Genomic DNA, 25,766 nt, shown 5'->3' with positions numbered 1-25,766 from the left:
GGCTCGGATGCGTCGGCAGTGAAGCCCCAATAACAATAAAAGAGACGGACCCATGCAGAACTCGACCCAAGCGGCGAATGCCTGGCGCATTCTGTTCCTGCTGTTCCTGGCCAACCTGTTCAACTTCTTCGACCGCACCATTCCGGCCATCATCATCGAGCCGATCCGTATGGAATGGCACCTCAGTGACTTTCAACTGGGGATCATCGGGACCGCATTCACCATCGTCTACGCGATTGCCGGCCTGCCTCTGGGGCGGATGGCCGACACCGGCTCGCGCAGCAAGCTGATGGGCTGGGGCCTGGCAGCATGGAGCGGGCTGACTGCGGTCAACGGGATGGTCGGCAGTTTCTGGAGTTTCCTGATCGTGCGCATGGGCATCGGCATTGGTGAAGCCAGCTACGCGCCGGCCGCCAACTCGCTGATCGGTGACCTGTTCCCGGCGCATCGTCGTGCGCGGGCGATGGGCATTTTCATGTTGGGGCTGCCATTGGGGCTGCTGCTGGCGTTCTTCACCATCGGCTGGATGGTCAAGGCGTTCGACAGCTGGCGCGCGCCGTTCTTCATCGCCGCCGTGCCGGGCCTGATCCTCGCGGTCTTCATGTTTTTCATCAAGGAACCCCAGCGTGGCGCCGCCGAAAGCGTGCAGGTCTCGCAAGAGCGCGTGGACCGGCCGATCCGCCGGGTGCTGGCGGTGCCGACCTTCCTGTGGCTGGTGATGGCGGGGCTGTGCTTCAACTTCGCCACGTACGCCTGCAACTCGTTTCTGGTGCCGATGCTGCAGCGTTATTTCCTGATGCCGTTGCAGGAAGCGGCGGTGGCGACCGGGGTCATCGTCGGGGTGACCGGGCTGTTCGGTCTGACCCTGGGTGGCTGGGTTGCCGACAAGATTCATCAGCGAGTGGCCAACGGACGGCTGCTGTTTGCCGCGTTCAGCCTGATTATCTCGACGGTCTGCACCGCTTGGGCGTTGCATGCCGGGCGCATTGAGATCGGGCTGTTCGTGGCCGTGTTCAGCCTCGGCTGGTTGTTTGCCTACAACTTCTATACCTGCGTTTATACGGCGATTCAGGACGTGGTCGAACCGCGCCTGCGAGCGACGGCCGTGGCGCTGTTCTTCGCCGGTCTGTATTTGCTCGGCGGTGGACTGGGGCCGGTGGTGGTGGGCGGTTTGTCCGATCACTTCGCGCACACGGCGATGCTGGCGGATGGCGCCGGGCAGATGACCGAAGCGTTCAAGGCAGTCGGCCTGCATGACGCGATGTACCTGATCCCGGTGGCACTGTTCTTCACCATGGTGTTTTTGTTCATGGCGTCGCGGTGTTTTGTGCGGGATGCGCAGCGGATGAAGGATGGGTTGGTGGCGGTCGTTGAGCCAAGGGTGACTGCAGCCACCGCTTAAAGCAAAAGATCGTCCGAACGCGGCCCGAGCCTGCGGCAGCTCCTACACAGGATGGCGTACACCCTCGTAGGAGCTGCCGAAGGCTGCGATCCTGGCGTCAACGGGATCACAGCAAATCAACAGAAAGCAAAAAGGCCCGCATCACTGCGGGCCTTCTTTTTTTGCCGGGGTGGGGCAGGGCAGATTAACCCGCCACCAACACCCGAATCGCCTCCAGTCGCAACGCAGCCTTGTCCAGCATCGCCAAACCCTGCTCACGCTGCTTGCGCAGGGCAACCAGTTCACTGTCACGAACCGTCGGGTTGACCGCTTGCAACGCGGTCAGGCGCGCCAGTTCTTCGTCGGTATCGGCCGCCAGACGACGCTGCGCTTCAGCAACGCGCTCGGCATGACGCGGGAAGATTTTCTCTTCGCCCGCGTTGATCCGTGGCGTCAACTGATCGCGCTGGGCCTGGATAAACTTGTTGGCGCTGGCGCGCGGTACGCTTTCCAGTTGATCGTTCAGGGTTTCAAACGCAACCCGGGCCGACAGGTCATTGCCGTTGGCATCGAGCAGGCAGCGCAGGGCGGCCGGCGGCAGGTAACGACCCAATTGCAGCGAGCGCGGGGCCACCACTTCACTGACGTAGAGCAGTTCCAGCAACACGGTGCCAGGTTTCAGCGCCTTGTTCTTGATCAGCGCCACGGCGGTATTACCCATCGAACCGGACAGCACCAGGTCCATGCCGCCCTGCACCATCGGGTGCTCCCAGGTGATGAACTGCATGTCTTCGCGAGACAGCGCCTGGTTGCGGTCATAGGTGATGGTCACACCTTCGTCGTCGCCCAGCGGGAAACTGGCGTCGAGCATCTTTTCGCTTGGCTTAAGGATCAGCGCGTTTTCCGAATGGTCTTCGCTGTCGATACCAAAGGCGTCGAACAGGGTTTCCATGTAGATCGGCAGGGCGAACTGATCGTCTTGTTCGAGAATGTCCTCGACCAGCGCGTCACCTTCGCCGGCGCCGCCGGAATTGAGCTCCAGCAAGCGGTCACGGCCGGTGTGCAGCTCGGCTTCGAGGCGTTCGCGCTCGTTACGGGCTTCGTCAATCAGTGCTTGCCACTCGCCATCGTCGGCGTTTTCCAGCAGTGGCAGCAGGCGCGGGCCGAACTGATGCTGCAAGGCGTTACCGGTCGGGCAAGTGTTGAGGAACGCGTTCAGTGCTTCGTGATACCACTGGAACAGGCGCTCTTGCGGGCTGGTTTCCAGGTACGGCACGTGCAGTTCGATGATGTGCTTCTGGCCGATCCGGTCCAGACGCCCGATACGCTGCTCCAGCAGGTCCGGGTGCGCGGGCAGATCGAACAGCACCAGGTGGTGCGAGAACTGGAAGTTGCGACCTTCACTGCCGATTTCCGAGCAGATCAGCACTTGCGCACCGAACTCTTCATCGGCGAAGTAAGCGGCGGCGCGGTCACGTTCGAGGATGTTCATGCCCTCGTGGAACACCGTCGCCGGGATGCCGGAACGCACGCGCAAGGCGTCTTCCAGGTCCATCGCGGTTTCGGCGTGGGCGCAGATCACCAGCACTTTGGTGCGCTTGAGCATTTTCAGTTGATCGATCAGCCACTCGACGCGCGGATCGAACTTCCACCAGCGCTCGTCTTCGTTGGCGTCCGGCTGCGCCTGGAAGCTGACTTCCGGATACAGTTCGGCGTGATCGCCCAGCGGCAGCTCGAGGTATTCGTCCGGGCACGGCAGCGGGTACGGATGCAGTTTGCGCTCGGGGAAACCTTGCACGGCGGCGCGGGTGTTGCGGAACAGCACGCGGCCGGTGCCGTGGCGGTCGAGCAATTCGCGCACCAGGCGAGCGCTGGCTTCAGTGTCGCCATCATTGACCTCCGTCAGCAGGGCCTCGCCTTCGTTGCCGAGGAAGCCGTGAATGGTCTTGTGCGCTTCGGGCGACAGGCGCCCTTTGTCCAGCAGTTCCTGGACGGCTTCGGCGACCGGGCGATAGTTTTCGCTCTCGGCGCGGAAGGCGTGCAGGTCATGAAAACGGTTCGGGTCGAGCAGGCGCAGACGGGCGAAGTGGCTGTCCTGGCCCAGTTGTTCCGGGGTCGCGGTCAGCAGCAGCACGCCGGGAATGACTTCGGCCAACTGTTCAACCAGCGAGTATTCCGGACTGGCCTTGTCTTCGTGCCACACCAAGTGGTGGGCTTCGTCGACAACCATCATGTCCCAGCCGGCGGCGAACAACGCGTCCTGGGCCTTTTCGTCTTCCACCAGCCATTCCAGTGCCACCAGCGCGAGCTGTGTGTCTTCAAACGGGTTGGCGGCATCGCTTTCGATGAAGCGCTCTTCGTCGAACAGCGCGACTTGCAGGTTGAAACGGCGGCGCATCTCCACCAGCCACTGATGCTGCAGGTTCTCTGGAACCAGAATCAGCACACGGTTGGCACGGCCCGAGAGCAGTTGGCGATGGATAATCAGACCCGCTTCGATGGTCTTGCCCAGACCCACTTCGTCCGCCAGCAGAACCCGCGGCGCAATGCGGTCGGCGACTTCACGGGCGATGTGCAACTGGTGCGCGATCGGCTGCGCACGTACGCCGCCCAAGCCCCATAGCGCCGACTGCAATTGGCGGCTGGTGTGTTCCAGCGTGTGATAACGCAGCGAGAACCAGGCCAGCGGGTCGATCTGGCCGGCGAACAGACGGTCGCTGGCCAGACGGAACTGAATGAAGTTGGACAGCTGGGTTTCCGGCAGGGTGACCACTTCGTTCTGCGCGTTGAGGCCGTGGTAGACCAGCAGGCCGTCAACGTCGTCGACTTCCTGTACGGTCAGTTTCCAGCCTTCGAAGTGGGTGATGGAATCACCCGGCGAGAACCGCACGCGGGTCAGGGGCGCATTCCGTAGCGCGTACTGGCGAGTGTCGCCAGTGGCCGGATAGAGCACGGTCAACAAGCGGCCGTCCTGTGCCAGAACGGTGCCTAAACCCAGCTCGGCTTCGCTGTCACTGATCCAGCGTTGCCCCGGTTGATACTGCTGCGCCATGCTGCCTGACTCCCACCTTGAAAAAGCGGGCTATCTTAACGGAATCGGGCCTCCAGACCAAAAGAAACTCGTGTAGGAGCGAGCTTGCTCGCGATGTACGTTAACGATGACGAGGGCTGTCTGGGTGTACGCGGCGCCCAGACTTTCTTCGCGAGCAAGCTCGCTCCTACAGTGTGCACTCGATCACAGTTTGCGACCGATGGCTCAAGTCGCCATCCCCGCAGCCGACAGCCTGCTGACAGGAGACTGATAATTATGCTGCCACCGATGCTCCCCTTGAGTGCCGTGCCGATCACCTCACAGCAGGATCCGATCCGCCAGCGCCCCGACATTCCGCCTGTTGTGCCGGTGCAGGAAAGCTCCACCGAAAGCACCATTGACCTGCAGCAGCGTGATCCCGAAGAGGCAGCGATCCAGTTGCGCGAGGAACAGCGCCGCAAGCAGGAGCAGGACAGGCGTCGCCGTGAAGCCGATGAAGACCCGGACGCACACCTTGCGATTCCCGGTGACGAGCTCAATGCCGACAACACCGTGCCAGTGGTGGCGCTGATCGAAGACGAGCCGCGTCAGGGATTGTGGGTTGATATCCAGATTTGAGGTGACGGCTGTTCAGGAATGCAGGCAAACCGCATTATGATGACAAACCTGCCAAGCGATGCACTGAACGCCATGAGCCAAGACGACAAACTGATCGACCTCAATTCCGAACGTGCCAAGCGCGTTCATGACCTCAATGACAAACGTCTGAACGAAGTGCGCCAGGCCTTCGAGCAGGCCATGCCGTTGGGCAAAGCCAAGAAAAAGCCAAAGAACAAACCAAAAAAACGCTAAACCCCCTCGCATTTATTGATGCAGATCAGTTTTTCCCCTCCTTTGCGCCCAGTCTCGGGCGGTATTGATCCCGGTCAATTTTCCTGCCTGCCAGATTGGTTAACTTAGCCCTATCGCAACAGGGCAAGTGCAGGAGGCCAGTCATGTTTTTCGACAACGTGGTGATCGCCGGAGTGCTGACAGTCGGCCTCATGGTTCTGTTTTTTGTAGGGTTTGGATTTTTTATCTGGAAGGACTCGCACAAGCGGAAATAACCGCAGGTCTTTCTCGATGCAATGAGCACGCAAGGCATTTTGGGCAACTTCGGTTGCCCTTTTTTTTGGCTAAAAAAAAGCCTGAGGTACCAAAAAATCGTGTGGGAGCGAGCTTGCTCGCGATGAGGCCAAACCATTCAACATCTACGTTGACTGTCCGGCCGCCATCGCGAGCAAGCTCGCTCCCACAGGTTTTTTGGTGTTTGGAGATGGTAGACATGAAAAAGGCGCGAACCTCACGGAACGCGCCTTTTTCGTGGCAGCGATGTATCAGCTACCCAATGCCTTCGACGCCAGCCAGAACAGGCCGGCCGACAACGCCACGGTCGCTGGCAGGGTCAGGACCCACGCCAGCAGGATGGTTTTGACGGTGCCGCCCTGCAGGCCGCTTTTGTTGGCGACCATGGTGCCGGCCACGCCCGAGGACAGGACGTGGGTGGTGGACACCGGCAGGCTGAAGATGTTGGCCATGCCGATCAGGCTCGCGGTGGTGATCTGCGCCGACATACCCTGGGAGTAGGTCATGCCTTGCTTGCCGATCTTCTCGCCGATGGTCAGGACCACGCGTTTCCAGCCGACCATGGTGCCCAGGCCCAGGGCCAGTGCGACCGCCAGAATCACCCAGAACGGCGCGTATTCGGTAGTGGTGGTCAGGTCTTTGCGCAGCTTGTCCAGGTCAGCCTTTTCACGGGCCGCGAGGCCTGGCAGTTTGCTGACTTTCTTTGCCGTGTCGTCCAGGCAGAGCAGGTAGCGACGCACTTCGATTCGGCTTTCCGCCGGCAGCGAGTGGTAATCGGCCACACCTTTAAGAGTGTCGAGCAGGGCAGAGATGGTCGGCTCGGTCTGTTGCGGGTTGCAACGGAATTTCTCCGGCAGATCGCCTTCCACGCTTTTGCCCAAGGCCAGGAACTCACCCAGCGTATCGGCATTGCGCTTGTAGAACTGGCTCAAGTGCAGGGTCGCATCGCGAGTGCGCTCGATCTGGTAAGTGGTGCTGCCCAGGTCGAGTACGAACTGCGCCGGCACGATACCGATCAGCACCAGCATGATCAGGCCGATACCTTTCTGACCATCATTGGAGCCGTGCACGAAGCTCACCGCCATGGCCGAAATCACCAGCACCAGGCGATTCCAGAACGGCGGATGCTTCTTGTCGTCGATCTTGCGGCGCTGTTCCGGTGTCTTGTGCATCTTCGACAGCGGACGCCACCATTTAAGACCGATCAGAATCAGCGCGGCGACCAGGAAACCGGCCATTGGCGAGAACACCAGCGAGGCACCGATGTCGATCGCCTTCTGCCAGTTCACGCCATCGGCCAACGGAATGTCGTTGATCAAGGCGTTGGCCAGGCCGACCCCGAGGATCGATCCGATCAGCGTATGGGAGCTGGAGGCCGGGATGCCGAAGTACCAGGTCCCAAGGTTCCAGGTAATGGCGGCGGCGAGCAACGAGAACACCATGGCCAACCCGTGACCGGTGTTCACATTGATCAGCAGTTCCACCGGCAGCAGGTGGACGATGGCATACGCCACGCCAACACCACCCAGCAGTACGCCGAGAAAGTTGAACACACCGGAAAAGAACACGGCCAGATGCGGTGGCATGGCTTTGGTGTAGATCACCGTGGCAACCGCGTTGGCGGTGTCATGAAAGCCGTTGATGAACTCGAAGGCGAGGACAAAGGCGAGGGCGAGCAAGAGGCTCACAAGCACCCAAGCATCCAGTCCGCTGAATAAATCGATCATGAAGGTTTTCTGACCCGGTCATAAGGGGGCGCGATTATGCCAGAAAAGACTGCTAATCAATGCACTAGCTGCTCATCGGTAACATTCTTCAACGAATTAATTGGCAGCGATACCACGGGCCCGGGGTGTTTGCCGGGTTTTGCAAGTCGTTGAATTCCCTTGAGAAGCCCGCAGTCACGGGGGTTTCTCTCGGATGTTCGAAAGGCATGACGACTTGTATGAAATATCTGAGAAGACAGTCAGACATGAGCCATTCGCCTCATCAGATGAATGAGGGGACCGCTGCCCGCTCGTAGCGGGCGCGAATGGCAACATCTATGCATCCCGCTTTTAACGAGGGCAGACGCAGGCCCATGAAAGGAGTCTGGCCGAGGCGATCACGGCTCCTCGGGTTTGAGTTCCTTTTCCATTTTCTGCAGTTCCTGGGTAAAAGCCTGGTCCTGAACGGTGGCGCGTTTACGCCAGGGTTTGCGTTCCGGTTCGGGCTGAGCGGCGTAGGTGGTGACTTCCCCGCCGTAAACTTCCTTGTAACGTTGTTCCTGGCGCTCAAGTTCCGCGCGCAGTTCGTCTTTCGTCACAGTGCTACCTGTATGGGTTGAGATTAATTCTGGTCATTCGCGCTGCAACAAATCTATTGAACACGTAACCAAGAGGGCAGTGCCCGTGAAGGCAATATCCTGGAGAGGGTGTTCAATACTTCCATGTTGCAGGCGGCCACGGCACCAGAGCAAAACAGCTGACGTAGCATCAGTTTCCTGTTTCAGCGAGCGCGTTGCGCGCGCATATGAAATGCGCATCAGGCGCTTGCCGGGGGCAGCCGCGATGGGACATCGGGCTACCGGGCAGGGGCGCCGGTCGATAGAACCAACCGGGTCGCCACTGATTTGCATTATAGCGGTCGATTTGAATAACACTATCGGCAAAGAGTTAAAAATGGATCTGTATGTGTGATTGTTTTATTACTCTAGAGTTTTTGCGATCACTTGGCGGCGATGTCTTTCTGACGTCATTAAGTCGAACAAGTTAAGGCGTTACATGGGGTCTTTGACTCAGGGTTCAAGCCTGCTCACAAACAGGCAGTGTTTAAATCACCCTGCCGGCTCAATTGATAGCCCTCGAAGGGTCGCACTTGTTGCGATTATCGGTCGATGGTTCGATAATCGCACGATGCTGGCTGTCAGCCGCTTGTGTGCCGGCCCTTTAGGCGCTTGTAATAGCCATCGCTGATCCGTGTGGAAAAGGACCTGATATGAACGAGCAAATGCGCAATTCCTTCGCTTCGGTGGCGCCGCCGATCGTCGCGTCGCCCGCCAAGCGGATCCAGGCCCTGACGGGTGACCCGGACTTCATGACCTCGCTGGCCCGTGGCCTGGCTGTGGTGCAAGCCTTCCAGGAGCGCAAACGGCATTTGACCATCGCGCAAATCAGTCACCGCACGGAAATTCCCCGCGCTGCTGTGCGCCGTTGCCTGCACACCCTGATCAAACTGGGCTACGCCACCACTGACGGTCGCACCTATTCGCTGCTGCCCAAAGTGCTGACCCTCGGCCATGCGTATCTGTCCTCGACCCCGCTGGCAGTCTCCGCCCAGCCTTACCTCGACCGCATGAGCGAGCAACTTCATGAAGCCTGCAACATGGCCACGCTGGAAGGCGATGACATTTTGTACATCGCGCGCTCGGCGACGACTCAGCGTTTGATCTCGGTAGACCTTTCGGTGGGTGGACGCCTGCCGGCCTATTGCACCTCCATGGGCAGAATCCTGCTCGCGGCACTCGACGACACGTCGCTGCGTGAATACCTCGACCATGCCGACCTGCAAGCCAAGACCAGTCGCACCCTGCATACCCCCGAGGCGCTGCTCGAATGCCTGCAGGAAGTGCGGCAACAAGGCTGGTGCATCGTCGATCAGGAGCTGGAACAAGGCCTGCGCTCGATTGCGGTTCCGGTGTACGACGCGTCCGGGCAAGTGGTGGCGGCGCTTAATGTCAGCACGCACGCTGGCCGGGTCAGCCGCAGCGAACTGGAGCAGCGGTTCCTGCCCGGCCTGCTGGGCGCCAGCCGCAACCTCAGCGCGCAGCTATTCGCCTAAGCTGTTCGATAATCGCACAGACTCGCGTTTATCGAATTGACGCACTTTCCCCGGGATCACTAATGTCGCGGCAGTGCCAGCCTTGGTTGGTTTCTGTCCGACTGAGTTCTTGTGTGGAATAAAAATAATGAACCAGCCCCAGTCTGCTGTAGGCAACTGCCTCGACGTGCAGTCCTTCATCAATGCTCAACCCATCTCGCGCTATCAGTGGCGCGTGGTGATCCTGTGTTTCCTGATTGTCTTTCTTGACGGCCTCGACACCGCGGCCATGGGGTTCATCGCGCCGGCCCTGTCCCAAGACTGGGGCATCGATCGGGCCAGCCTCGGCCCGGTGATGAGTGCGGCGTTGATCGGCATGGTCTTCGGCGCACTGGGTTCCGGCCCTTTGGCTGACCGCTTCGGGCGAAAAGTCGTACTGGTGGGCGCGGTGCTGTTGTTCGGCGCCTTCAGCCTGGCGTCGGCTTACAGCACGAATGTCGATCAATTGCTGGTGCTGCGCTTCCTGACCGGGCTGGGCCTGGGTGCCGGTATGCCGAACGCCACGACGCTGCTGTCGGAATACACGCCGGAACGCAAAAAATCCCTGCTGGTGACCAGCATGTTCTGCGGCTTCAACCTCGGCATGGCCGCCGGCGGGTTTATCTCGGCCAAGCTGATTCCGGCGTTCGGCTGGCACAGCCTGTTGCTGATCGGCGGGATTCTGCCGTTGATCCTGGCGGTCGTTCTGCTGTTCTGGCTGCCGGAATCGGCGCGCTACCTGGTAGTGCGCAACCGCGGCACGGACAAAGTGCGCAAGGCGCTGGCGCCGATCGATCCGACCGTTGTCGCTCAGGCCGCCAGCTTCAGCGTGCCGGAACAGAAAACCGTCAAGGCGCGCAACGTGTTTGCGGTGATCTTCTCCGGCACCTACAGCACCGGCACTTTACTGCTGTGGCTGACCTACTTCATGGGCCTGGTGATCGTTTACCTGCTGACCAGCTGGCTGCCGACGCTGATGCGTGACAGTGGTGCGAGCATGGAACAGGCGGCATTTATCGGCGCGCTGTTCCAGTTCGGCGGAGTGCTCAGTGCCGTTGGCGTGGGCTGGGCGATGGACCGGTTCAATCCGCACAAGGTCATCGGCATTTTCTACTTGCTGGCCGGGGTGTTTGCCTACGCGGTAGGGCAGAGCCTGGGCAACATCACGCTATTGGCCACGCTGGTGCTGGTGGCCGGGATGTGTGTCAACGGCGCGCAATCGGCCATGCCTTCTTTGGCCGCGCGTTTTTATCCGACCCAAGGCCGGGCAACCGGTGTGTCGTGGATGCTGGGGATAGGCCGGTTCGGCGCGATTCTCGGTGCATGGATGGGCGCGACGTTGCTGGGGCTGGGCTGGAACTTCGAGCAAGTGCTGACGGCGCTGGTCATTCCGGCCGCGTTGGCGACAACGGCGGTGGTGATCAAGGGCATGGTCAGTCATGCGGATGCGACCTGATCGGCTGATCCGGAATCTCCAGTGGTTTTGATGGCGCTTCGCGAGCAGGCTCGCTCCCACAGTTGATCGCCTTCTCCTGTGGGAGCGAGCCTGCTCGCGAAGCTTTTGGGGATAGGTAGGAAGACAACAATATGTTCGATAAACGAACACTTAGTCGATTATCGGATTGTTTGGCTTTTTTCAGGGGCTTACTCTTCAGTCATTGCGGCGCGCGCATCGCGCCTTTTTCATCCACTGTCGGTTCATAACAAAACGGGAGCCTGCCCCATGGCTGAAATCCTTTCGCTGCACGACGCGGTGAAGCAGTTCGTTAACGACGGCGATACCGTCGCGCTCGAAGGCTTTACTCACCTGATCCCTACGGCGGCGGGTCACGAAATCATTCGCCAGGGCAAGAAAGACCTGACGCTGGTGCGGATGACGCCTGACCTGATCTACGACCAGTTGATCGGCGCCGGTTGTGCCCGCAAGCTGATTTTCTCCTGGGGCGGCAACCCCGGCGTCGGCTCTCTGCATCGTCTGCGTGACGCGGTCGAGAAGCAGTGGCCGCATCCGCTGGAAATCGAAGAACACAGCCACGCCGACCTGGCCAATGCCTACGTCGCTGGCGCTTCCGGCCTACCGTTCGCGGTACTGCGGGCCTACGCCGGCTCCGACCTGCCGAAGGTCAACCCGCTGATCAAGACAGTGACGTGCCCGTTCACCGGCGAAGTGCTGGCCGCCGTGCCTTCGGTACGCCCCGACATCACCGTGATTCACGCGCAGAAAGCCGACCGCAAGGGCAACGTGCTGCTCTGGGGCATTCTGGGCGTGCAGAAAGAAGCCGCGCTGGCCGCCAAACGTTGCATTGTCACCGTTGAAGAAATTGTCGACGACCTGAATGCACCGATGAACTCCTGCGTTTTGCCGACCTGGGCCTTGAGCGCGGTGTGCCACGTGCCTGGTGGCGCGCATCCGTCTTACGCTCATGGCTACAACGAGCGCGATAACCGCTTCTATCAAGCCTGGGATCCGATTGCCCGCGACCGTGAAACCTTCACCGCGTGGATCAACGAATACATCCATGGCTGCGCTGACTTCAGCGAGTTTCAGGCCAAGCTGGCCGCTGCTTCGGAGGCCAAGTAATGACTTACACCACCAATGAAATGATGACCGTCGCCGCCGCTCGCCGCCTGAAAAACGGTTCGGTGTGCTTCGTCGGCATCGGCCTGCCATCGAAAGCCGCCAACCTCGCACGTCTGACGTCCTCGCCGGATGTCGTCCTGATCTACGAATCGGGCCCGATCGGTGCCAAGCCGAGCGTGCTGCCGCTGTCGATTGGCGACGGTGAGCTGGCGGAAACCGCTGACACCGTCGTACCGACCGGTGAGATTTTTCGCTACTGGCTGCAGGGCGGGCGTATCGACGTCGGTTTTCTCGGCGCCGCGCAGGTAGACCGCTTCGGCAACATCAACACCACGGTGGTCGGTGATTATCACGCGCCGAAAGTGCGTCTGCCGGGTGCCGGTGGCGCGCCGGAGATTGCCGGTTCGGCCAAAAGCGTGTTGATCATCCTTAAACAGTCGGCGCGTTCCTTCGTCGACAAACTCGACTTCATCACCTCGGTCGGTCATGGCGAGGGCGGCGATTCGCGCAAACGCCTCGGCCTGCCGGGCGCTGGCCCGGTCGGTATCATCACCGACCTGTGCATCATGGAACCGGAAGCCGATACCCATGAATTCGTGGTCACCGCGCTGCACCCTGGTGTGACCCGCGAGCAAGTGATCGCGGCCACCGGTTGGGCCATTCGATTTGCCGACACCGTTGAACACACGGCCGAGCCGACCGAGGTTGAACTCAAAGCGCTCAGGGATCTGGAAGCCCGCACCGCGGCGGCCCACGGCCAGGCACCTGGAGAAGCATGATGCGCGACGTTTACATCTGTGACGCGATTCGCACCCCCATCGGCCGTTTCGGCGGTGGCCTGTCGACGGTCCGCGCCGACGACCTCGCCGCTGTACCGATCAAGGCGCTGATGGAGCGCAACCCGTCGGTAGACTGGAGCGCGGTGGACGAGGTGTTCCTCGGCTGCGCTAACCAGGCCGGCGAAGACAACCGCAACGTGGCGCGCATGGCCTTGTTGCTGGCTGGCCTGCCGGACAGCATTCCGGGCGTGACCCTCAATCGCCTGTGTGCTTCGGGCATGGACGCCATTGGCACTGCATTTCGCGCCATCGCCAGCGGCGAAATGGAGCTGGCGATTGCCGGCGGCGTCGAGTCGATGTCCCGCGCGCCGTTCGTGATGGGCAAGGCCGATGCCGCGTTCTCGCGCAACATGAAGCTGGAAGACACCACCATCGGCTGGCGTTTTATCAACCCGTTGATGAAAGCGCAGTACGGTGTCGATGCGATGCCGCAAACCGCCGACAACGTGGCGGATGACTTTGAAGTGTCCCGCGAGGATCAGGACGCGTTCGCCCTGCGCAGCCAACAGCGCACCGCCGCCGCGCAGGCTGCAGGATTTTTCGCGGAAGAAATCGTGGAAGTGCGTGTTGTCCACAAGAAGGGTGAGACAGTCGTCAGCCAGGACGAACATCCCCGGGCTGACACCACGCTGGAAACCCTGGCCAAACTGAAACCGGTCAACGGTCCCGATAAAACCGTCACTGCCGGCAATGCGTCGGGTGTGAACGACGGTGCCGCCGCACTGATCCTCGCATCCGCCGAAGCGGTGAAAAAGCACGGCTTGACCGCTCGCGCCAAAGTCCTGGGCATGGCCAGCGCCGGCGTCGCTCCCCGCGTGATGGGCATCGGCCCGGTACCGGCGGTGCGTAAACTGACTGAACGCCTGGGCGTAGCCGTCAGCGACTTCGACGTGATCGAGCTCAACGAAGCCTTCGCCAGCCAGGGCCTGGCAGTGTTGCGTGAATTGGGGCTGGCGGACGACGCCGCACAGGTCAACCCGAACGGCGGGGCGATTGCCCTGGGCCATCCGTTGGGCATGAGCGGTGCGCGTCTGGTGCTGACCGCGTTGCATCAGCTGGAAAAAACCGGTGGCAAGAAAGGTCTGGCGACCATGTGCGTCGGTGTCGGTCAGGGCCTGGCCCTGGCGATCGAACGCGTCTGACCCTCAGCCGTGACATAAGAACAGAGGAAAGCGAAATGACTGACAAGCCTGGTTACCGTCGCCCGCAGGAGGGCACCCAGCCGGACTACCTGCACCCGACTTATCAATCCACCAACCTGCGCTCGCCGTCCAAGCCGTTGGTGTTTCTGCCCCATTCGCTGTCGGAAATTACCGGCCCGACCATCGGCGCCGAGCGCATCAACGAGAAGGACAACGACCTGACCGCTCAACACGCGGGCGAGCCGCAGGGCGAACGCATCATCATTCACGGCCGTGTGCTCGATGAAAACGGTTTGCCGGTGCCGGGGATTCTGGTGGAGATCTGGCAGGCCAACGCCGCCGGTCGTTACAACCACGCCCGCGACCTGCACGACGCGCCGCTGGACCCGAACTTCACCGGCACCGGGCGTACCGTGACCGATGCCGATGGCGGGTATCAATTCCAGACCATCAAGCCCGGCGCCTACCCGTGGGGCAACCACCACAACGCCTGGCGCCCGGCGCACATCCATTTCTCGTTGTTCGGGCCGAGCATCCTGACGCGGCTGGTAACGCAAATGTATTTTCCGGGCGACCCGCTGCTGGCGTACGACCCGATCTACAACTGCGTACCCGACACCCGCGCCAAAGAGCGCCTGATCGCCAGTTTCGACCTGGAAAAAACCATTCCTTCCTACGCCCTCGGTTATCGCTGGGACATCGTCTTGCGCGGCCGTGATGCCACGCCGATGGAGAAATAAGATGACGCTGACTGCGACCACGTCCCACACCGTCGGGCCGTATTACCACATTGGCCTGACCTGGCTGAACCGCGAAAACCTCACCGTCGAGCAAACCCTGGGCGAGCGCGTGGCGATCACCGGGCAAGTGGTGGATGGCAACGGCGACGTCGTCAACGACGCGATGCTGGAAGTCTGGCAGGCCAACGCGGCCGGCAAGTACGACCACCCGGAAGACGATCAGGACAAACCCCTGGACCCGAACTTCGAAGGGTTCGGCCGGGTGCCGGTGGACGCCGAAGGGCGCTTCCGGTTCACCACGATCAAGCCGGGCACCGTCGAAGGCCTGAAAGGCACGACCCAGGCGCCGCATTTGGTGGTACTGGTGTTCGCGCGCGGGTTGGTGAAGCACTTGCTGACGCGGATTTACTTCGATGGCGAACCGGCCAACGTCGACGACCCGCTGCTGGAATGCGTGCCGGCCGAGCGTCGCGCAACCTTGCTGGCGAAGCAGGACGCGACGGGTGTGTATCAGTGGAATGTGATTCTGCAGGGCACGGATGCCGAGACGGTGTTCTTCGATTATTGAGGTCAAGATCAAAAGATCGCAGCCTTCGGCAGCTCCTACCGGTGAAGATGCCATGCGACTGTAGGAGCTGCCGAAGGCTGCGATCTTTTGATGTTCAGGTACTACTGTGGAACGGGACTGTTGCAAAGTGTGTCTAGAATGTCACAGTCCCCAAAGAGTGAAAAACAATGGCCACCCCCACCGCGACTACAGCGCATTACACCGGAGAAGAGCGCAGCAAGCGCATCTTCGCAATTGTCGGCGCCTCGTCGGGCAACCTCGTCGAATGGTTCGACTTCTACGTCTACGCCTTTTGCGCGATCTATTTTGCCCCGGCGTTTTTCCCGTCTGATAACCCCACCGTGCAACTGGTGAACACCGCTGGCGTGTTCGCCGCCGGGTTCCTGATGCGACCGATCGGTGGCTGGATTTTCGGCCGGGTCGCGGACAAGCACGGGCGCAAGAATTCGATGCTCATTTCGATTCTGATGATGTGCTTCGGCTCGCTGCTCATCGCGTGCCTGCCGACCTACAAGGACATCGGCGTCTGGGCACCGATCATGCTGCTGTTTGCACGCTTGCTCCAGGGTTTGTCGGTGGGCGGCGAGTACGGCACCACCGCGACATACATGAGCGAAGTCGCGCTCAAGGGCCAGCGCGGTTTCTTCGCCTCGTTCCAGTACGTAACGCTGATTGGCGGGCAGTTGCTGGCGGTGTCGCTGGTGGTGGTCCTGCAACAATTCCTCACCGAAGATGACCTGCGTGCCTACGGCTGGCGGATCCCGTTTGTGGTCGGTGCAGTGGCCGCGTTGATCTCGCTGTTCCTGCGCCGTTCGTTGAAAGAAACCACCAGCAAGGAAATGCGCGAAAACAAAGACGCCGGCAGCATCCGCGCCTTGTTCCGCGACCATAAAGCCGCGTTCATTACCGTGTTGGGCTACACCGCCGGTGGCTCGCTGATTTTCTACACCTTCACCACGTACATGCAGAAATACCTGGTGAACACCGCCGGCATGCACGCCAAGACCGCCAGCTACATCATGACCGGCGCGCTCTTTCTTTACATGTGCATGCAGCCGCTGTTCGGCATGCTCGCGGACAAGATCGGCCGACGTAGCTCGATGCTGTGGTTCGGTGCTTTGGGTACGCTGTTCACCGTTCCGATTCTGTTGAGCCTGAAAAGCGTCAGCAGCCCGTTCCTGGCGTTTGTGCTGATCACGGTGGCGCTGGCGATCGTCAGTTTCTACACCTCGATCAGCGGTCTGGTGAAAGCCGAAATGTTCCCGCCGGAAGTGCGCGCCCTCGGCGTTGGCCTGGCGTACGCGGTGGCGAATGCGATCTTCGGCGGTTCCGCGGAATACGTCGCGCTGAGCCTCAAAGCCGGGGGCATGGAAAACTCCTTCTATTGGTATGTCACGGTGATGATGGCGGTGGCGTTCCTGTTCAGCCTGCGCCTGCCGAAACAGGCTAAATACCTGCATCACGACCTTTGATCCAACCGCGTGGGCCGCGCTGGCCCGCGCCTTCAGGGACTGTTTATGAACCAGCGACCGGGCAATCAATTGTTCGATGCCTATTTCACCGCTCGAGATATGCGAGAGGTGTTCTGCGATCAGGGCCGGGTTCAGGCCATGCTCGATGTCGAAGCGGCGCTGGCCCGGGCCGAGGCGTATGTCGGGTTGATTCCGCAGACAGCTGTGGCCGCCATCGAAGCGGCTTGCCGCTCAGAGCACTATGACTTTTGCGCACTCGGCGAGGCGATCGCGACGGCTGGCAATTCGGCGATTCCGTTGGTGAAAGCGTTGGGCAAACAGATCGCCACCACCGATGCCGAAGCCGAGCGCTATGTGCATTTGGGCGCGACCAGTCAGGACGTGATGGACACCGGTCTGGTGCTGCAACTGCGTCGCGCGCTCGAGTTGATAGAAGGTGATCTGGCGCAACTGGGTCAAATCCTGGCAACCCAGGCGGAACGTTATGTCGCCACACCGCTGGCCGGTCGCACCTGGCTGCAACACGCCACGCCGGTGACCCTGGGCATGAAGATCGCCGGATGGCTGGGCGCCGTCACCCGCAGTCGCCAACGACTGCAAGAACTGAAACCGCGCCTGCTGGTGCTGCAATTCGGCGGCGCCTCCGGAACCCTCGCGGCCCTGGGCGAACAGGCGATGCCGATTGCCGAAGCGCTGGCCGCTGAATTGCACCTGAGCTTGCCGGACCAGCCCTGGCACACCCAGCGTGATCGCCTGGTGGAGTTCGGCTCGGTGCTGGGATTGATCGCCGGCAGCCTCGGCAAACTCGGTCGCGACATAAGTTTGCTGATGCAGACCGAAGCCGGCGAAGTGTTCGAACCGTCGGCGCCGGGCAAGGGTGGTTCGTCGACCATGCCGCACAAACGCAACCCGGTTGGCGCGGCGGTGTTGATCAGTGCCGCCACGCGGGTACCCGGACTGCTCTCGACCCTGTTCAGTGCGATGCCGCAAGAACACGAGCGCAGTCTGGGTCTGTGGCATGCCGAGTGGGAAACGCTGCCGGAAATCTGCTGCCTGGTGTCCGGCAGCCTCAAACAAGCGCTGCTGGTGGCGGACGGGCTGGAAGTGGACGCCGAGCGCATGACCCGCAACCTCGACCTGACCCAAGGCCTGGTGCTGGCCGAAGCGGTGAGCATCGTCCTCGCGCAACGGGTCGGTCGCGACACCGCGCATCATTTACTGGAACAGTGCTGCAAACGCGCTGTCGCCGAGCAGCGGCATTTGCGTGCGGTGCTGGGCGATGAGCCGCAAGTGACCGCCGAACTCTCGGCGGCTGAACTCGATCGTCTGCTGGACCCGGCACATTATCTCGGTCAGGCCCATACCTGGGTCGAGCGAGCGGTGGCTGAACATTCTGCATTGACTGCCTGAAGGAGATTGCTGTGGCTTTCGTACAACTCGCCGAGGGCGAACTGCACTACCAGATTCAAGGGCCGCAACTCGATGGGCCGGACGATGCGCCGGTGCTGGTGCTGTCCAACTCGCTGGGCACCGACCTGCACATGTGGGACGCGCAGATGGCCGCGTTCACCGAGCATTTTCGCGTGCTGCGTTTCGACACCCGTGGTCACGGCCAGTCGCTGGTAACGCCGGGGCCCTACAGCATCGAGCAATTGGGTCATGACGTGCTCGCCTTGCTCGATGCGTTGCACATCGAAAAAGCTCATTTCTGCGGTTTGTCGATGGGCGGCTTGATCGGCCAATGGCTGGGGATCAACGCCGGTGAGCGATTGAACAAACTGGTGGTGTGCAACACCGCGGCGAAAATCGGCGATCCGTCGATCTGGAACCCACGCATTGAAACAGTGCTGCGTGACGGGTCGGCGGCCATGGTCGCGCTGCGTGATGCCTCGATTGCACGCTGGTTCACCGCTGATTTTGCCGAAGCCAATCCGGCGGCGGCGAAGCGGATTACCGACATGCTCGCGGCCACTTCTCCTGAAGGTTACGCAGCCAACTGCGCCGCCGTGCGCGATGCCGATTTCCGCGAGCAGTTGTCCTCGATCAAGGTGCCGCTGCTGGTGATCGCCGGCACTGAAGATGCGGTGACGCCGCCGTCTGGTGGACACTTCATTCAGGAACATGTGCCGGGCGCGGAGTACGCCGAGTTCTACGCCGCGCACCTGTCCAACGTGCAGGCCGGGGCTGCGTTCAGTGATCGCGTTGTCGCATTCTTGTTGGGCCATTGAGGGGAATTGCTGTGGATGAGAAACAACGTTACGACGAGGGCCTGGAGGTTCGCCGCGCAGTGCTCGGCGACGCCCACGTCGATCGCAGCCTCAACGCGCTGACTGAGTTCAACTCGGAGTTTCAGGAAATGATCACGCGTCATGCCTGGGGCGACATCTGGACGCGCCCGGGCCTGCCGCGCCATACCCGCAGCCTGATCACCATTGCCATGCTGATCGGCATGAACCGCAACGAAGAACTCAAACTGCACCTGCGCGCCGCCGCCAACAACGGCGTGACGCGCGGCGAGATCAAGGAAGTGATCATGCAGAGCGCGATCTACTGCGGCATTCCGGCGGCGAATGCGACGTTTCATTTGGCTGAGTCGGTGTGGGATGAGTTGGGGGTTGAATCCCGGGAGTAATCTTCGGGGTTTGTATGGTTAGAACTGACGCCATCGCGGGCAAGCCCGCTCCCACAGTGGGTTGGGGTGAACACAAATTTTATGTTCACTCCAGATCCCTGTGGGAGCGGGCTTGCCCGCGATGGCGGCTGTACATTCAAGAGCTTCGTTGACTGGTACGCCGCTTTCGCGAGCAAGCTCGCTCCCACATTTGATTGTGTTTACAACAAACTGATCGGGTAGCTGACGATCACCCGGTTCTCGTCGAACTCGTTGTTGCTGTAGTCGCGGCGCATGGTTGAATTGCGCCATTTGAGGTTCAAGTCTTTCAGCACACCACTTTGCACGGTGTAGCCCAGTTCACTTTCACGTCCCCATTCCTTGCCATCGGTGATGGTCCCGGTGTGTACGTTGTCGCCGCTGATGTAGCGGTTCATCAGAGTCAGGCCGGGTATGCCGAGTGCGACGAAGTTGTAGTCGTGACGAACCTGCCAGGATTTTTCCTGCGCATTGTCGTAGCTGGAGTTGTAGCTGTCGTTGGCCAGGGTGCCGCCGCTGGTGCCGTTGACCCGCATCCAGGCGCTGTCGCCGGTGAGCTTTTGCAGGCCGACGTAGAAGGTGTTGCCACCGTATTTTGCCGAGAACAACCCCGACCAGGTCTTGTTGTCCAGATCGCCGGCGCGGGCGCTGCCGTCTTCCTTGCCATAGAAGTAGCCGAGGTTGGCGCCGAGGGTCCAGTCGCCGAGGGGCTGGCTGTGGATCAGGTTGACGAATTGCTGGCTGTAGATGTCCTTGAGTTCGGCGTTCCACAGCGCGATCTGCGTGCGTTTTTCGTTGAACAGGTATTCGCCGCCCTGGAAGTTGAAACGGTCTGAAGTGATCGTCGCTCTGCCGGTCATGGACATGTCGCTCATGCTGCTATCGTCACGCGGGCTGTTCTGGCGGAACTGCCCGCCGTAGAGCGTCAGGCCGTTGATTTCCTTCGAGGTGACCTGGCCGCCACGGAAGGTTTGCGGCAGGGATCGACCGTCGTCGGAACGCAGGATCGGCAGCACTGGCATCCATTCGCCAACCTTCACTTCGGTCTGCGACAGCTTCGCCTTGAACGCCACGTTGGTGCGACCGAATTGGTCCGCCGGGCGCCCGTCGCTATCCAGTGGTAGCAACTGTGTGCCGCCGGTGCCTTTGCCGCCATCGAGTTTCACCGAATATAACCCCAGTACATCCATGCCGAACCCGACCGTGCCCTGGGTAAAACCGGACTTGGCATCGAGGATAAAGCTTTGCGTCCACTCTTCAGCCTTGCCCTGGGCTTTGGTCGGGTTGGTGAAGTTGCGGTTGATGTAGAAATTGCGCAGGTTCAGGTTGACCTTGGCACCTTCGACGAAACCCGTCTCTTCGGCAGTGGCGGGCAAGGACGCACCGGTCAGGGCGATGGCGATCAGGCTGGGGACGAAATAAGGGGAAGGCGTCATGGGCTCGGTCTCTCTGATTCTTGGGGATGAAGCGGGGTGATGCCGCGACGGTGGAAGTCGCAGACAAAGATCGAATTCGAATGAAACGGGTGGGATCAGCCGGACAGGGCAGGGCGGGGCATGGTGTCGAACCTGTTGTTATTGGTTTTGTGGAGCGAATGGTGCGGGGAATGAACTAGATGGTTCAATTGGTGAAAGCGGGTTTTGGGCGGTTATCGAACAGCAAAAAAACAAGATCGCAGCCTTCGGCAGCTCCTACGCGATTTCACGTAGGAGCTGCCGAAGGCTGCGATCTTTTGATCCTGGCCAACAAAAAGCCCACCAAAAGGTGGGCTTCGTATTTACATCAGCGCTATCAGAACAACCTCATCTTCGGCGCTTCTTCTTTCAGCGGTTCAACTTTCGCCGTCTGCTCATTCCAGCCACCGCCCAGTGCCTTGTACAGATTCACGGCACTGTTCAACTGCGCCAGGCGGTCGGTGATCAGCGCCTGTTGGGCACTGAACAGCTGACGCTGGGCGTCGAGGAAGGTCAGGTTGCTGTCGACGCCGATGCGATAACGACGCTCGGCCAGACGGTAGTAGTCCTGGTTGGCAGTGACGAAATCACGCTGGGCCTGCAACTGCTCGGTGTAGGTCTGGCGGGCGGCCAGGCCGTCGGCGACTTCCTGGAAGGCTGTTTGAATGGACTTTTCGTAGTTCGCCACGCCGATGTCTTTCTGGATTTTCGAGTAATCCAGGCTGGCGCGCAGGCTGCCGGCGTTGAAGATCGGCAGGTTGATCTGCGGCTGGAACAACCAGGTGCCCGAACCTCCCTTGAACAGGCCGGACAAGTCCGGGCTCAAGGAGCCGGCGTTGGCCGTCAGGCTAATGCTCGGGAAGAACGCCGCCCGCGCCGCGCCGATGTTGGCGTTGGCCGCTTTCAGGTTGTATTCGGCCTGAAGGATGTCCGGACGACGTTGCAGCAGGTCCGACGGCAAGCCAGGCGGTACGTCGCTCAGCAGGTCGTCAGACAGCGGTTTGGCTTCTTGCAGATTGGCCGGGATGCCGGTGCCGAGCAGCAGCACCAGGCCGTTTTCGTCCTGGGCAACCTGGCGCGTGTAGCGGGCCAGTTGCGCGCGGGCGTTTTCCACCGACGTGCGCGACTGCGCCAGGTCAAGTGCCGAGGCTACGCCCACTTCGTTGCTGCGCGAGGTGAGCTTGTAGCTCTCCTCGAACGCACCGAGGGTGTCCTGGGTCAGCTTGCGCAGCTCTTTGTCAGCCTGCCAGGTCAGGTAGGCATTGGCGACGTTCGCCACCAGGCTGATCTGCGTGCTGCGCCGGCCTTCTTCGGTGGCGAAGTATTGCTGCAGCGCTTCTTCGCTCAGGCTGCGAACCCGACCGAACAGGTCAAGTTCGTAAGCGCTGATGCCGACGGTCGCGGAGTAGGAACTGGTGATGCCCGCTTCACCGGTCTGCGAGGCCCGGGCCGGAACCCGCTGGCGACTGCCGGTGCCATTGGCCGACACGGCCGGATACAGATCGGCACGCTGGATGCGGTACTGCGCGGCAAACGCATCGATGTTCAGTGCCGCGACACGCAGGTCACGGTTGTTTTCCAGGGCGACCTGAATCAGCTGTTGCAGCGCCGGGTCATGGAAAAACTGCTTCCAGCCTTGTTCAGCGGCAGCCTGGTTCGGCGCCTGGGCCGGCGAATACGCCGGGCCCTGCGGGTACTCGGCAGCCACCGGGGCGGCCGGTTGCTGATAATCAGGTATCAGCGAGCAGCCGCTCAGCACGAAGGCGGCGACTGCGATGGAGAGTAGCGACTTGCTCATTGGCCAGCCTCTTTAGAAGGTTCGATAGCGTCATCCTGATCGGTTTTTTTACGCTGACCGATGGACGATACGGTGACGAAGAACAGTGGGACCCAGAAGATCGCCAGGACAGTGGCCGTGATCATACCGCCAATAACGCCGGTACCGATTGCGTGTTGGCTACCCGAACCCGCGCCCGAGGAAATAGCCAGTGGTACCACACCGAGCACGAAAGCCAGCGAGGTCATGATGATCGGTCGCAAACGCATGCGGCAGGCTTCAATCGCCGCGTCGCGCAAACTGCGACCTTGCTCGTGCAATTCCTTGGCGAACTCGACGATCAGAATGGCGTTTTTCGCCGCCAGACCGATGGTCGTCAACAAGCCCACCTGGAAGTAAACGTCGTTGGACAGACCGCGCAAACTGGTCGCCAACAGCGCACCGATGATCCCCAGTGGCACCACCAGCATGACCGCGATCGGGATCGACCAGCTTTCGTACAGCGCCGCCAGGCACAGGAACACCATCAGCAACGACAACGCATACAGCGCTGGCGCTTGCGAGCCGGACAGACGTTCTTCGTACGACAGACCGGTCCAGGAAATCCCGACGCCCGCCGGCAGTTTCTTCGCCAGGGCTTCGACTTCGGCCATGGCTTCACCGGTGGAATAGCCCGGCGCCGGGGCACCGAGGATTTCCATCGCTTCTACGCCGTTGTAACGCGAGAGCTTCGGCGCACCGTAAATCCACTCGCCCTTGGCGAAGGCCGAGAACGGGACCATGGTGCCGGCGCTGTTGCGCACATACCATTTCTTGATGTCTTCCGGACTCATGCGCGCGCCGGGTTGGCCTTGCACGTAAACCTTCTTCACACGACCACGGTCGATGAAGTCGTTGACGTAGCTACTGCCCAAGGCAATCGACAGGGTGCTGTTGATGTCGGTGAGCGTAATGCCCAGCGCACTGGCCTTCTCGTCATCGATTTCCAGCTGATATTGCGGTTCATCATTCAAGCCGTTCGGGCGCACCTGATAGAGCACCTTGCTCTGCGCCGCCATGCCGAGGAACTGGTTGCGAGCCTCCATCAGCTTCTCGTGGCCGATACCGGCACGGTCCTGCAGGAACACGTCGAAACCGGTGGCGTTACCCAGCTCCAGTACCGCTGGCGGCGCGAAGGCGAACACCATGGCATCGCGGAAGGTGAAGAAATGTTCCTGGGCTCGGGCGGCGAGTTTGAACACGCTGTTTTCCGCGTCTCGCTGATCCCACGGCTTGAGCATGATGAATGCCAGGCCCGAGCTTTGGCCGCGACCGGCGAAGTTGAAGCCGTTGACGGTAAAGACCGAGGCCACGGCGGCCGATTCCTTGTCCAGCAGGTGGGCGCGCATCTCGTCGATCACCACTTGCGTGCGCTCGGCGCTGGAGCCGGCCGGGGTTTGCACCTGGGCAAACAGGACGCCCTGGTCTTCTTCCGGCAGGAACGCCGTTGGAATGCGGGTGAACAGCCAGATCATGCCGACGATAATGATCACGTAGGCCAGCAGGTACGGCGCCTTGTGCGTCAGCATGTTGCCCACGCCACGCTCGTAGCTTTTGACGCCGCGGTCGAAGCTGCGGTTGAACCAGCCAAAGAAACCGCGTTTCGGCGTGCCGTGCTCGCCTTTCGGAATCGGCTTGAGCATGGTGGCGCAGAGCGCCGGGGTAAAGATCAGCGCGACCAGTACCGACAGGGCCATGGCCGAGACGATGGTGATCGAGAACTGCTTGTAGATCACCCCGGTAGAACCGCTGAAAAACGCCATCGGCAACAGTACCGCCGACAGCACCAGGGCAATACCGACCAGCGCGCCCTGGATCTGCCCCATGGATTTCTTGGTGGCCTCCTTGGGCGACAGGCCTTCCTCGCTCATCACCCGTTCGACGTTTTCCACCACGACGATGGCGTCGTCCACCAGCAATCCGATGGCCAGCACCATGCCGAACATGGTCAGGGTGTTGATGCTGAAACCGAAGGCCGCAAGGATCCCGAAAGTACCCAGCAACACCACCGGCACTGTCATCGTAGTGATGACCGTGGCGCGGAAGTTTTGCAGGAACAGGAACATCACCAAAAACACCAGCACGATCGCTTCGACCAGGGTTTCAACCACACCCTTGATCGACTCGGTGACCACCGGGGTGGTGTCGTACGGGAAGACCACTTCCATGCCTTGCGGGAAGAACGGCTTGAGCGTGTTGATGGTGTTGCGCAGCGCTTTCGCGGTGTCGAGGGCGTTGGCACCGTTGGCCAGTTTCACCGCCAGACCGGAAGCCGGTGCGCCGTTGAACTGAGCGTTGATGCTGTAGTTTTCCCCGCCCAGACCTACATCGGCGACATCGGACAGGCGCACTTGCGAACCGTCCTTGTTGACCTTCAGCAGGATCTTGTTGAACTGCTCGGCGGTCTGCAAACGGGTCTTGCCGATGATGGTGGCGTTCAACTGCTGGCCGGGTGCGGCAGGCAGGCCGCCCAGTTGCCCGGAGGACACCTGGATGTTTTGCGCCGCGATGGCGGCCTTGACGTCGACTGGCGTCAGGCTGAAGTTGTTGAGCTTGGCCGGGTCGAGCCAGACGCGCATCGCGTACTGGGAACCGAAGACCTGGAAGTCGCCGACACCGGCGGTGCGCGAGATCGGGTCCTGCATGTTCGACACGATGTAGTTGGACAAGTCGTCCTTGGTCATGCTGCCGTCACGCGAGACCACGCCGATGACCAGCAGGAAGTTCTTCACTGCCTTGGTCACGCGGATGCCCTGTTGCTGCACTTCTTGCGGCAGCAGCGGGGTGGCCAGGTTCAGTTTGTTCTGGACCTGAACCTGCGCGGTGTCGGAGTTGGTGCCCTGCTCGAAGGTCGCGGTGATGGTCATGCTGCCGTCGGAGTTACTTTCCGAGGAGACATAACGCAGGTTGTCGATACCGTTGAGTTGTTGCTCGATGACTTGCACCACGGTGTCCTGCACGGTTTGTGCGGACGCGCCTGGGTAGGTTACCTGGATCGCAATGGCCGGAGGCGCAATGCTCGGGTATTGGTTGATCGGCAGTTTGAGGATCGATAGAGCCCCGACCAGCATGATCACCAGGGCAATTACCCAGGCGAAGATCGGACGGTCGATAAAGAATTTCGACATGG

Annotated in this window: 21 protein-coding genes; 15 read left to right on the top strand and 6 right to left on the bottom strand. The window is 60.8% G+C overall.

Going from position 1 to position 25,766, the window contains the following annotated elements:
- Positions 1 to 52 precede the first annotated feature (52 nt).
- Positions 53 to 1,402, top strand: coding sequence for a spinster family MFS transporter (locus tag F8N62_RS23110; protein ID WP_150712849.1), 1,350 nt, complete (start codon positions 53 to 55; stop codon positions 1,400 to 1,402).
- Between the two features lie 184 nt (positions 1,403 to 1,586).
- On the opposite strand, the gene rapA is transcribed toward F8N62_RS23110, so the two are convergent.
- Positions 1,587 to 4,433 (bottom strand): RNA polymerase-associated protein RapA, encoded by a 2,847-nt coding sequence (gene rapA, locus F8N62_RS23105; protein WP_150712848.1) that lies wholly within the window; start codon positions 4,431 to 4,433, stop codon positions 1,587 to 1,589.
- A gap of 255 nt (positions 4,434 to 4,688) precedes the next feature.
- Here rapA and F8N62_RS23100 point away from each other — a divergent pair, with 255 nt between their 5' ends.
- The 3 genes from F8N62_RS23100 to ccoM all read left to right on the top strand — a co-directional run bounded on the left by F8N62_RS23100 (position 4,689) and on the right by ccoM (position 5,518).
- Positions 4,689 to 5,030 carry an aspartate-semialdehyde dehydrogenase gene (locus F8N62_RS23100; protein WP_150712847.1) on the top strand — a complete coding sequence of 114 codons (342 nt, stop codon included), beginning with the start codon at positions 4,689 to 4,691 and terminating at the stop codon, positions 5,028 to 5,030.
- A 36-nt stretch (positions 5,031 to 5,066) separates the two neighbouring features.
- Positions 5,067 to 5,264 (top strand): hypothetical protein, encoded by a 198-nt coding sequence (locus tag F8N62_RS23095; protein ID WP_150712846.1) that lies wholly within the window; start codon positions 5,067 to 5,069, stop codon positions 5,262 to 5,264.
- A 143-nt stretch (positions 5,265 to 5,407) separates the two neighbouring features.
- On the top strand, positions 5,408 to 5,518 hold the full coding sequence (ccoM, locus tag F8N62_RS32185; protein ID WP_318181638.1) for a cytochrome c oxidase subunit CcoM: 111 nt from the start codon (positions 5,408 to 5,410) through the stop codon (positions 5,516 to 5,518).
- A gap of 270 nt (positions 5,519 to 5,788) precedes the next feature.
- Here ccoM and F8N62_RS23085 read toward each other — a convergent pair whose 3' ends face one another.
- Positions 5,789 to 7,264, bottom strand: coding sequence for an inorganic phosphate transporter (locus tag F8N62_RS23085; RefSeq protein ID WP_150712845.1), 1,476 nt, complete (start codon positions 7,262 to 7,264; stop codon positions 5,789 to 5,791).
- A gap of 377 nt (positions 7,265 to 7,641) precedes the next feature.
- Complete coding sequence (locus F8N62_RS23080) at positions 7,642 to 7,842, bottom strand: hypothetical protein (RefSeq protein WP_150712844.1); 201 nt, start codon at positions 7,840 to 7,842, stop codon at positions 7,642 to 7,644.
- Positions 7,843 to 8,513: 671 nt separating this feature from the next.
- Between F8N62_RS23080 and pcaR the strand changes: the two genes are divergently transcribed.
- From pcaR to pcaC, 11 genes are all read left to right on the top strand, one after another.
- Complete coding sequence (pcaR, locus tag F8N62_RS23075; RefSeq protein ID WP_150712843.1) at positions 8,514 to 9,356, top strand: pca regulon transcriptional regulator PcaR; 843 nt, start codon at positions 8,514 to 8,516, stop codon at positions 9,354 to 9,356.
- 127 nt (positions 9,357 to 9,483) lie between these two features.
- Positions 9,484 to 10,830 (top strand): MFS transporter, encoded by a 1,347-nt coding sequence (locus F8N62_RS23070; RefSeq protein ID WP_150712842.1) that lies wholly within the window; start codon positions 9,484 to 9,486, stop codon positions 10,828 to 10,830.
- Positions 10,831 to 11,097: 267 nt separating this feature from the next.
- On the top strand, positions 11,098 to 11,955 hold the full coding sequence (locus F8N62_RS23065) for a CoA transferase subunit A (RefSeq protein ID WP_123507421.1): 858 nt from the start codon (positions 11,098 to 11,100) through the stop codon (positions 11,953 to 11,955).
- Positions 11,955 to 12,734: a CoA-transferase subunit beta gene (locus F8N62_RS23060; protein ID WP_150712841.1), complete on the top strand. Its 780-nt coding sequence runs from the start codon at positions 11,955 to 11,957 to the stop codon at positions 12,732 to 12,734. The genes F8N62_RS23065 and F8N62_RS23060 overlap by 1 nt, the downstream gene beginning before the upstream one ends.
- Positions 12,731 to 13,936: a 3-oxoadipyl-CoA thiolase gene (pcaF, locus tag F8N62_RS23055; RefSeq protein ID WP_191632426.1), complete on the top strand. Its 1,206-nt coding sequence runs from the start codon at positions 12,731 to 12,733 to the stop codon at positions 13,934 to 13,936. Before F8N62_RS23060 ends, pcaF begins: the two co-directional genes overlap by 4 nt.
- Positions 13,937 to 13,971: 35 nt before the next feature.
- Positions 13,972 to 14,676: a protocatechuate 3,4-dioxygenase subunit beta gene (pcaH, locus tag F8N62_RS23050; protein WP_150712839.1), complete on the top strand. Its 705-nt coding sequence runs from the start codon at positions 13,972 to 13,974 to the stop codon at positions 14,674 to 14,676.
- A gap of 1 nt (position 14,677) precedes the next feature.
- Positions 14,678 to 15,244 (top strand): protocatechuate 3,4-dioxygenase subunit alpha, encoded by a 567-nt coding sequence (pcaG, locus tag F8N62_RS23045; RefSeq protein WP_150712838.1) that lies wholly within the window; start codon positions 14,678 to 14,680, stop codon positions 15,242 to 15,244.
- 167 nt (positions 15,245 to 15,411) lie between these two features.
- Entirely contained in the window at positions 15,412 to 16,716 is a 1,305-nt protein-coding gene (locus tag F8N62_RS23040) for an MFS family transporter (RefSeq protein WP_150712837.1), read from the top strand.
- Positions 16,717 to 16,761: 45 nt separating this feature from the next.
- Complete coding sequence (locus F8N62_RS23035) at positions 16,762 to 18,126, top strand: 3-carboxy-cis,cis-muconate cycloisomerase (RefSeq protein WP_150712836.1); 1,365 nt, start codon at positions 16,762 to 16,764, stop codon at positions 18,124 to 18,126.
- An 11-nt stretch (positions 18,127 to 18,137) separates the two neighbouring features.
- Complete coding sequence (gene pcaD, locus F8N62_RS23030; RefSeq protein ID WP_150712835.1) at positions 18,138 to 18,944, top strand: 3-oxoadipate enol-lactonase; 807 nt, start codon at positions 18,138 to 18,140, stop codon at positions 18,942 to 18,944.
- Between the two features lie 11 nt (positions 18,945 to 18,955).
- Positions 18,956 to 19,348 carry a 4-carboxymuconolactone decarboxylase gene (gene pcaC, locus F8N62_RS23025; RefSeq protein ID WP_010462533.1) on the top strand — a complete coding sequence of 131 codons (393 nt, stop codon included), beginning with the start codon at positions 18,956 to 18,958 and terminating at the stop codon, positions 19,346 to 19,348.
- Between the two features lie 200 nt (positions 19,349 to 19,548).
- Here the strand turns inward: pcaC and F8N62_RS23015 are convergent, their stop codons facing one another.
- From F8N62_RS23015 to emhB, 3 genes are all read right to left on the bottom strand, one after another.
- Positions 19,549 to 20,802 carry an OprD family porin gene (locus F8N62_RS23015; protein ID WP_150712834.1) on the bottom strand — a complete coding sequence of 418 codons (1,254 nt, stop codon included), beginning with the start codon at positions 20,800 to 20,802 and terminating at the stop codon, positions 19,549 to 19,551.
- A 355-nt stretch (positions 20,803 to 21,157) separates the two neighbouring features.
- Complete coding sequence (gene emhC, locus F8N62_RS23010; protein WP_150712833.1) at positions 21,158 to 22,618, bottom strand: efflux RND transporter outer membrane subunit EmhC; 1,461 nt, start codon at positions 22,616 to 22,618, stop codon at positions 21,158 to 21,160.
- Complete coding sequence (gene emhB, locus F8N62_RS23005) at positions 22,615 to 25,764, bottom strand: efflux RND transporter permease subunit EmhB (RefSeq protein WP_150712832.1); 3,150 nt, start codon at positions 25,762 to 25,764, stop codon at positions 22,615 to 22,617. Before emhB ends, emhC begins: the two co-directional genes overlap by 4 nt.
- Positions 25,765 to 25,766 lie beyond the last annotated feature (2 nt).

It is taken from the genome of Pseudomonas fluorescens (assembly GCF_902497785.1).
GTDB classification, from domain to species: domain Bacteria; phylum Pseudomonadota; class Gammaproteobacteria; order Pseudomonadales; family Pseudomonadaceae; genus Aquipseudomonas; species Aquipseudomonas fluorescens_BO.
Note: the sequence above shows the minus strand (reverse complement) of the source record. Positions and strands in the feature narration are given on the sequence as shown.

Coding starts and splice junctions, on each gene's coding strand:
- pcaF (WP_191632426.1), top strand. CDS start 12,731: ATGATGCGCGACGTTTACATCTGTGACGCGATTCGCACCCCCATCGGC.
- ccoM (WP_318181638.1), top strand. CDS start 5,408: ATGTTTTTCGACAACGTGGTGATCGCCGGAGTGCTGACAGTCGGCCTC.
- rapA (WP_150712848.1), bottom strand. CDS start 4,433: ATGGCGCAGCAGTATCAACCGGGGCAACGCTGGATCAGTGACAGCGAA.
- pcaH (WP_150712839.1), top strand. CDS start 13,972: ATGACTGACAAGCCTGGTTACCGTCGCCCGCAGGAGGGCACCCAGCCG.
- F8N62_RS23060 (WP_150712841.1), top strand. CDS start 11,955: ATGACTTACACCACCAATGAAATGATGACCGTCGCCGCCGCTCGCCGC.
- F8N62_RS23015 (WP_150712834.1), bottom strand. CDS start 20,802: ATGACGCCTTCCCCTTATTTCGTCCCCAGCCTGATCGCCATCGCCCTG.
- pcaR (WP_150712843.1), top strand. CDS start 8,514: ATGAACGAGCAAATGCGCAATTCCTTCGCTTCGGTGGCGCCGCCGATC.
- F8N62_RS23085 (WP_150712845.1), bottom strand. CDS start 7,264: ATGATCGATTTATTCAGCGGACTGGATGCTTGGGTGCTTGTGAGCCTC.
- F8N62_RS23065 (WP_123507421.1), top strand. CDS start 11,098: ATGGCTGAAATCCTTTCGCTGCACGACGCGGTGAAGCAGTTCGTTAAC.
- emhC (WP_150712833.1), bottom strand. CDS start 22,618: ATGAGCAAGTCGCTACTCTCCATCGCAGTCGCCGCCTTCGTGCTGAGC.
- F8N62_RS23035 (WP_150712836.1), top strand. CDS start 16,762: ATGAACCAGCGACCGGGCAATCAATTGTTCGATGCCTATTTCACCGCT.
- emhB (WP_150712832.1), bottom strand. CDS start 25,764: ATGTCGAAATTCTTTATCGACCGTCCGATCTTCGCCTGGGTAATTGCC.
- F8N62_RS23070 (WP_150712842.1), top strand. CDS start 9,484: ATGAACCAGCCCCAGTCTGCTGTAGGCAACTGCCTCGACGTGCAGTCC.
- pcaG (WP_150712838.1), top strand. CDS start 14,678: ATGACGCTGACTGCGACCACGTCCCACACCGTCGGGCCGTATTACCAC.
- F8N62_RS23040 (WP_150712837.1), top strand. CDS start 15,412: ATGGCCACCCCCACCGCGACTACAGCGCATTACACCGGAGAAGAGCGC.
- F8N62_RS23095 (WP_150712846.1), top strand. CDS start 5,067: ATGATGACAAACCTGCCAAGCGATGCACTGAACGCCATGAGCCAAGAC.
- F8N62_RS23100 (WP_150712847.1), top strand. CDS start 4,689: ATGCTGCCACCGATGCTCCCCTTGAGTGCCGTGCCGATCACCTCACAG.
- F8N62_RS23110 (WP_150712849.1), top strand. CDS start 53: ATGCAGAACTCGACCCAAGCGGCGAATGCCTGGCGCATTCTGTTCCTG.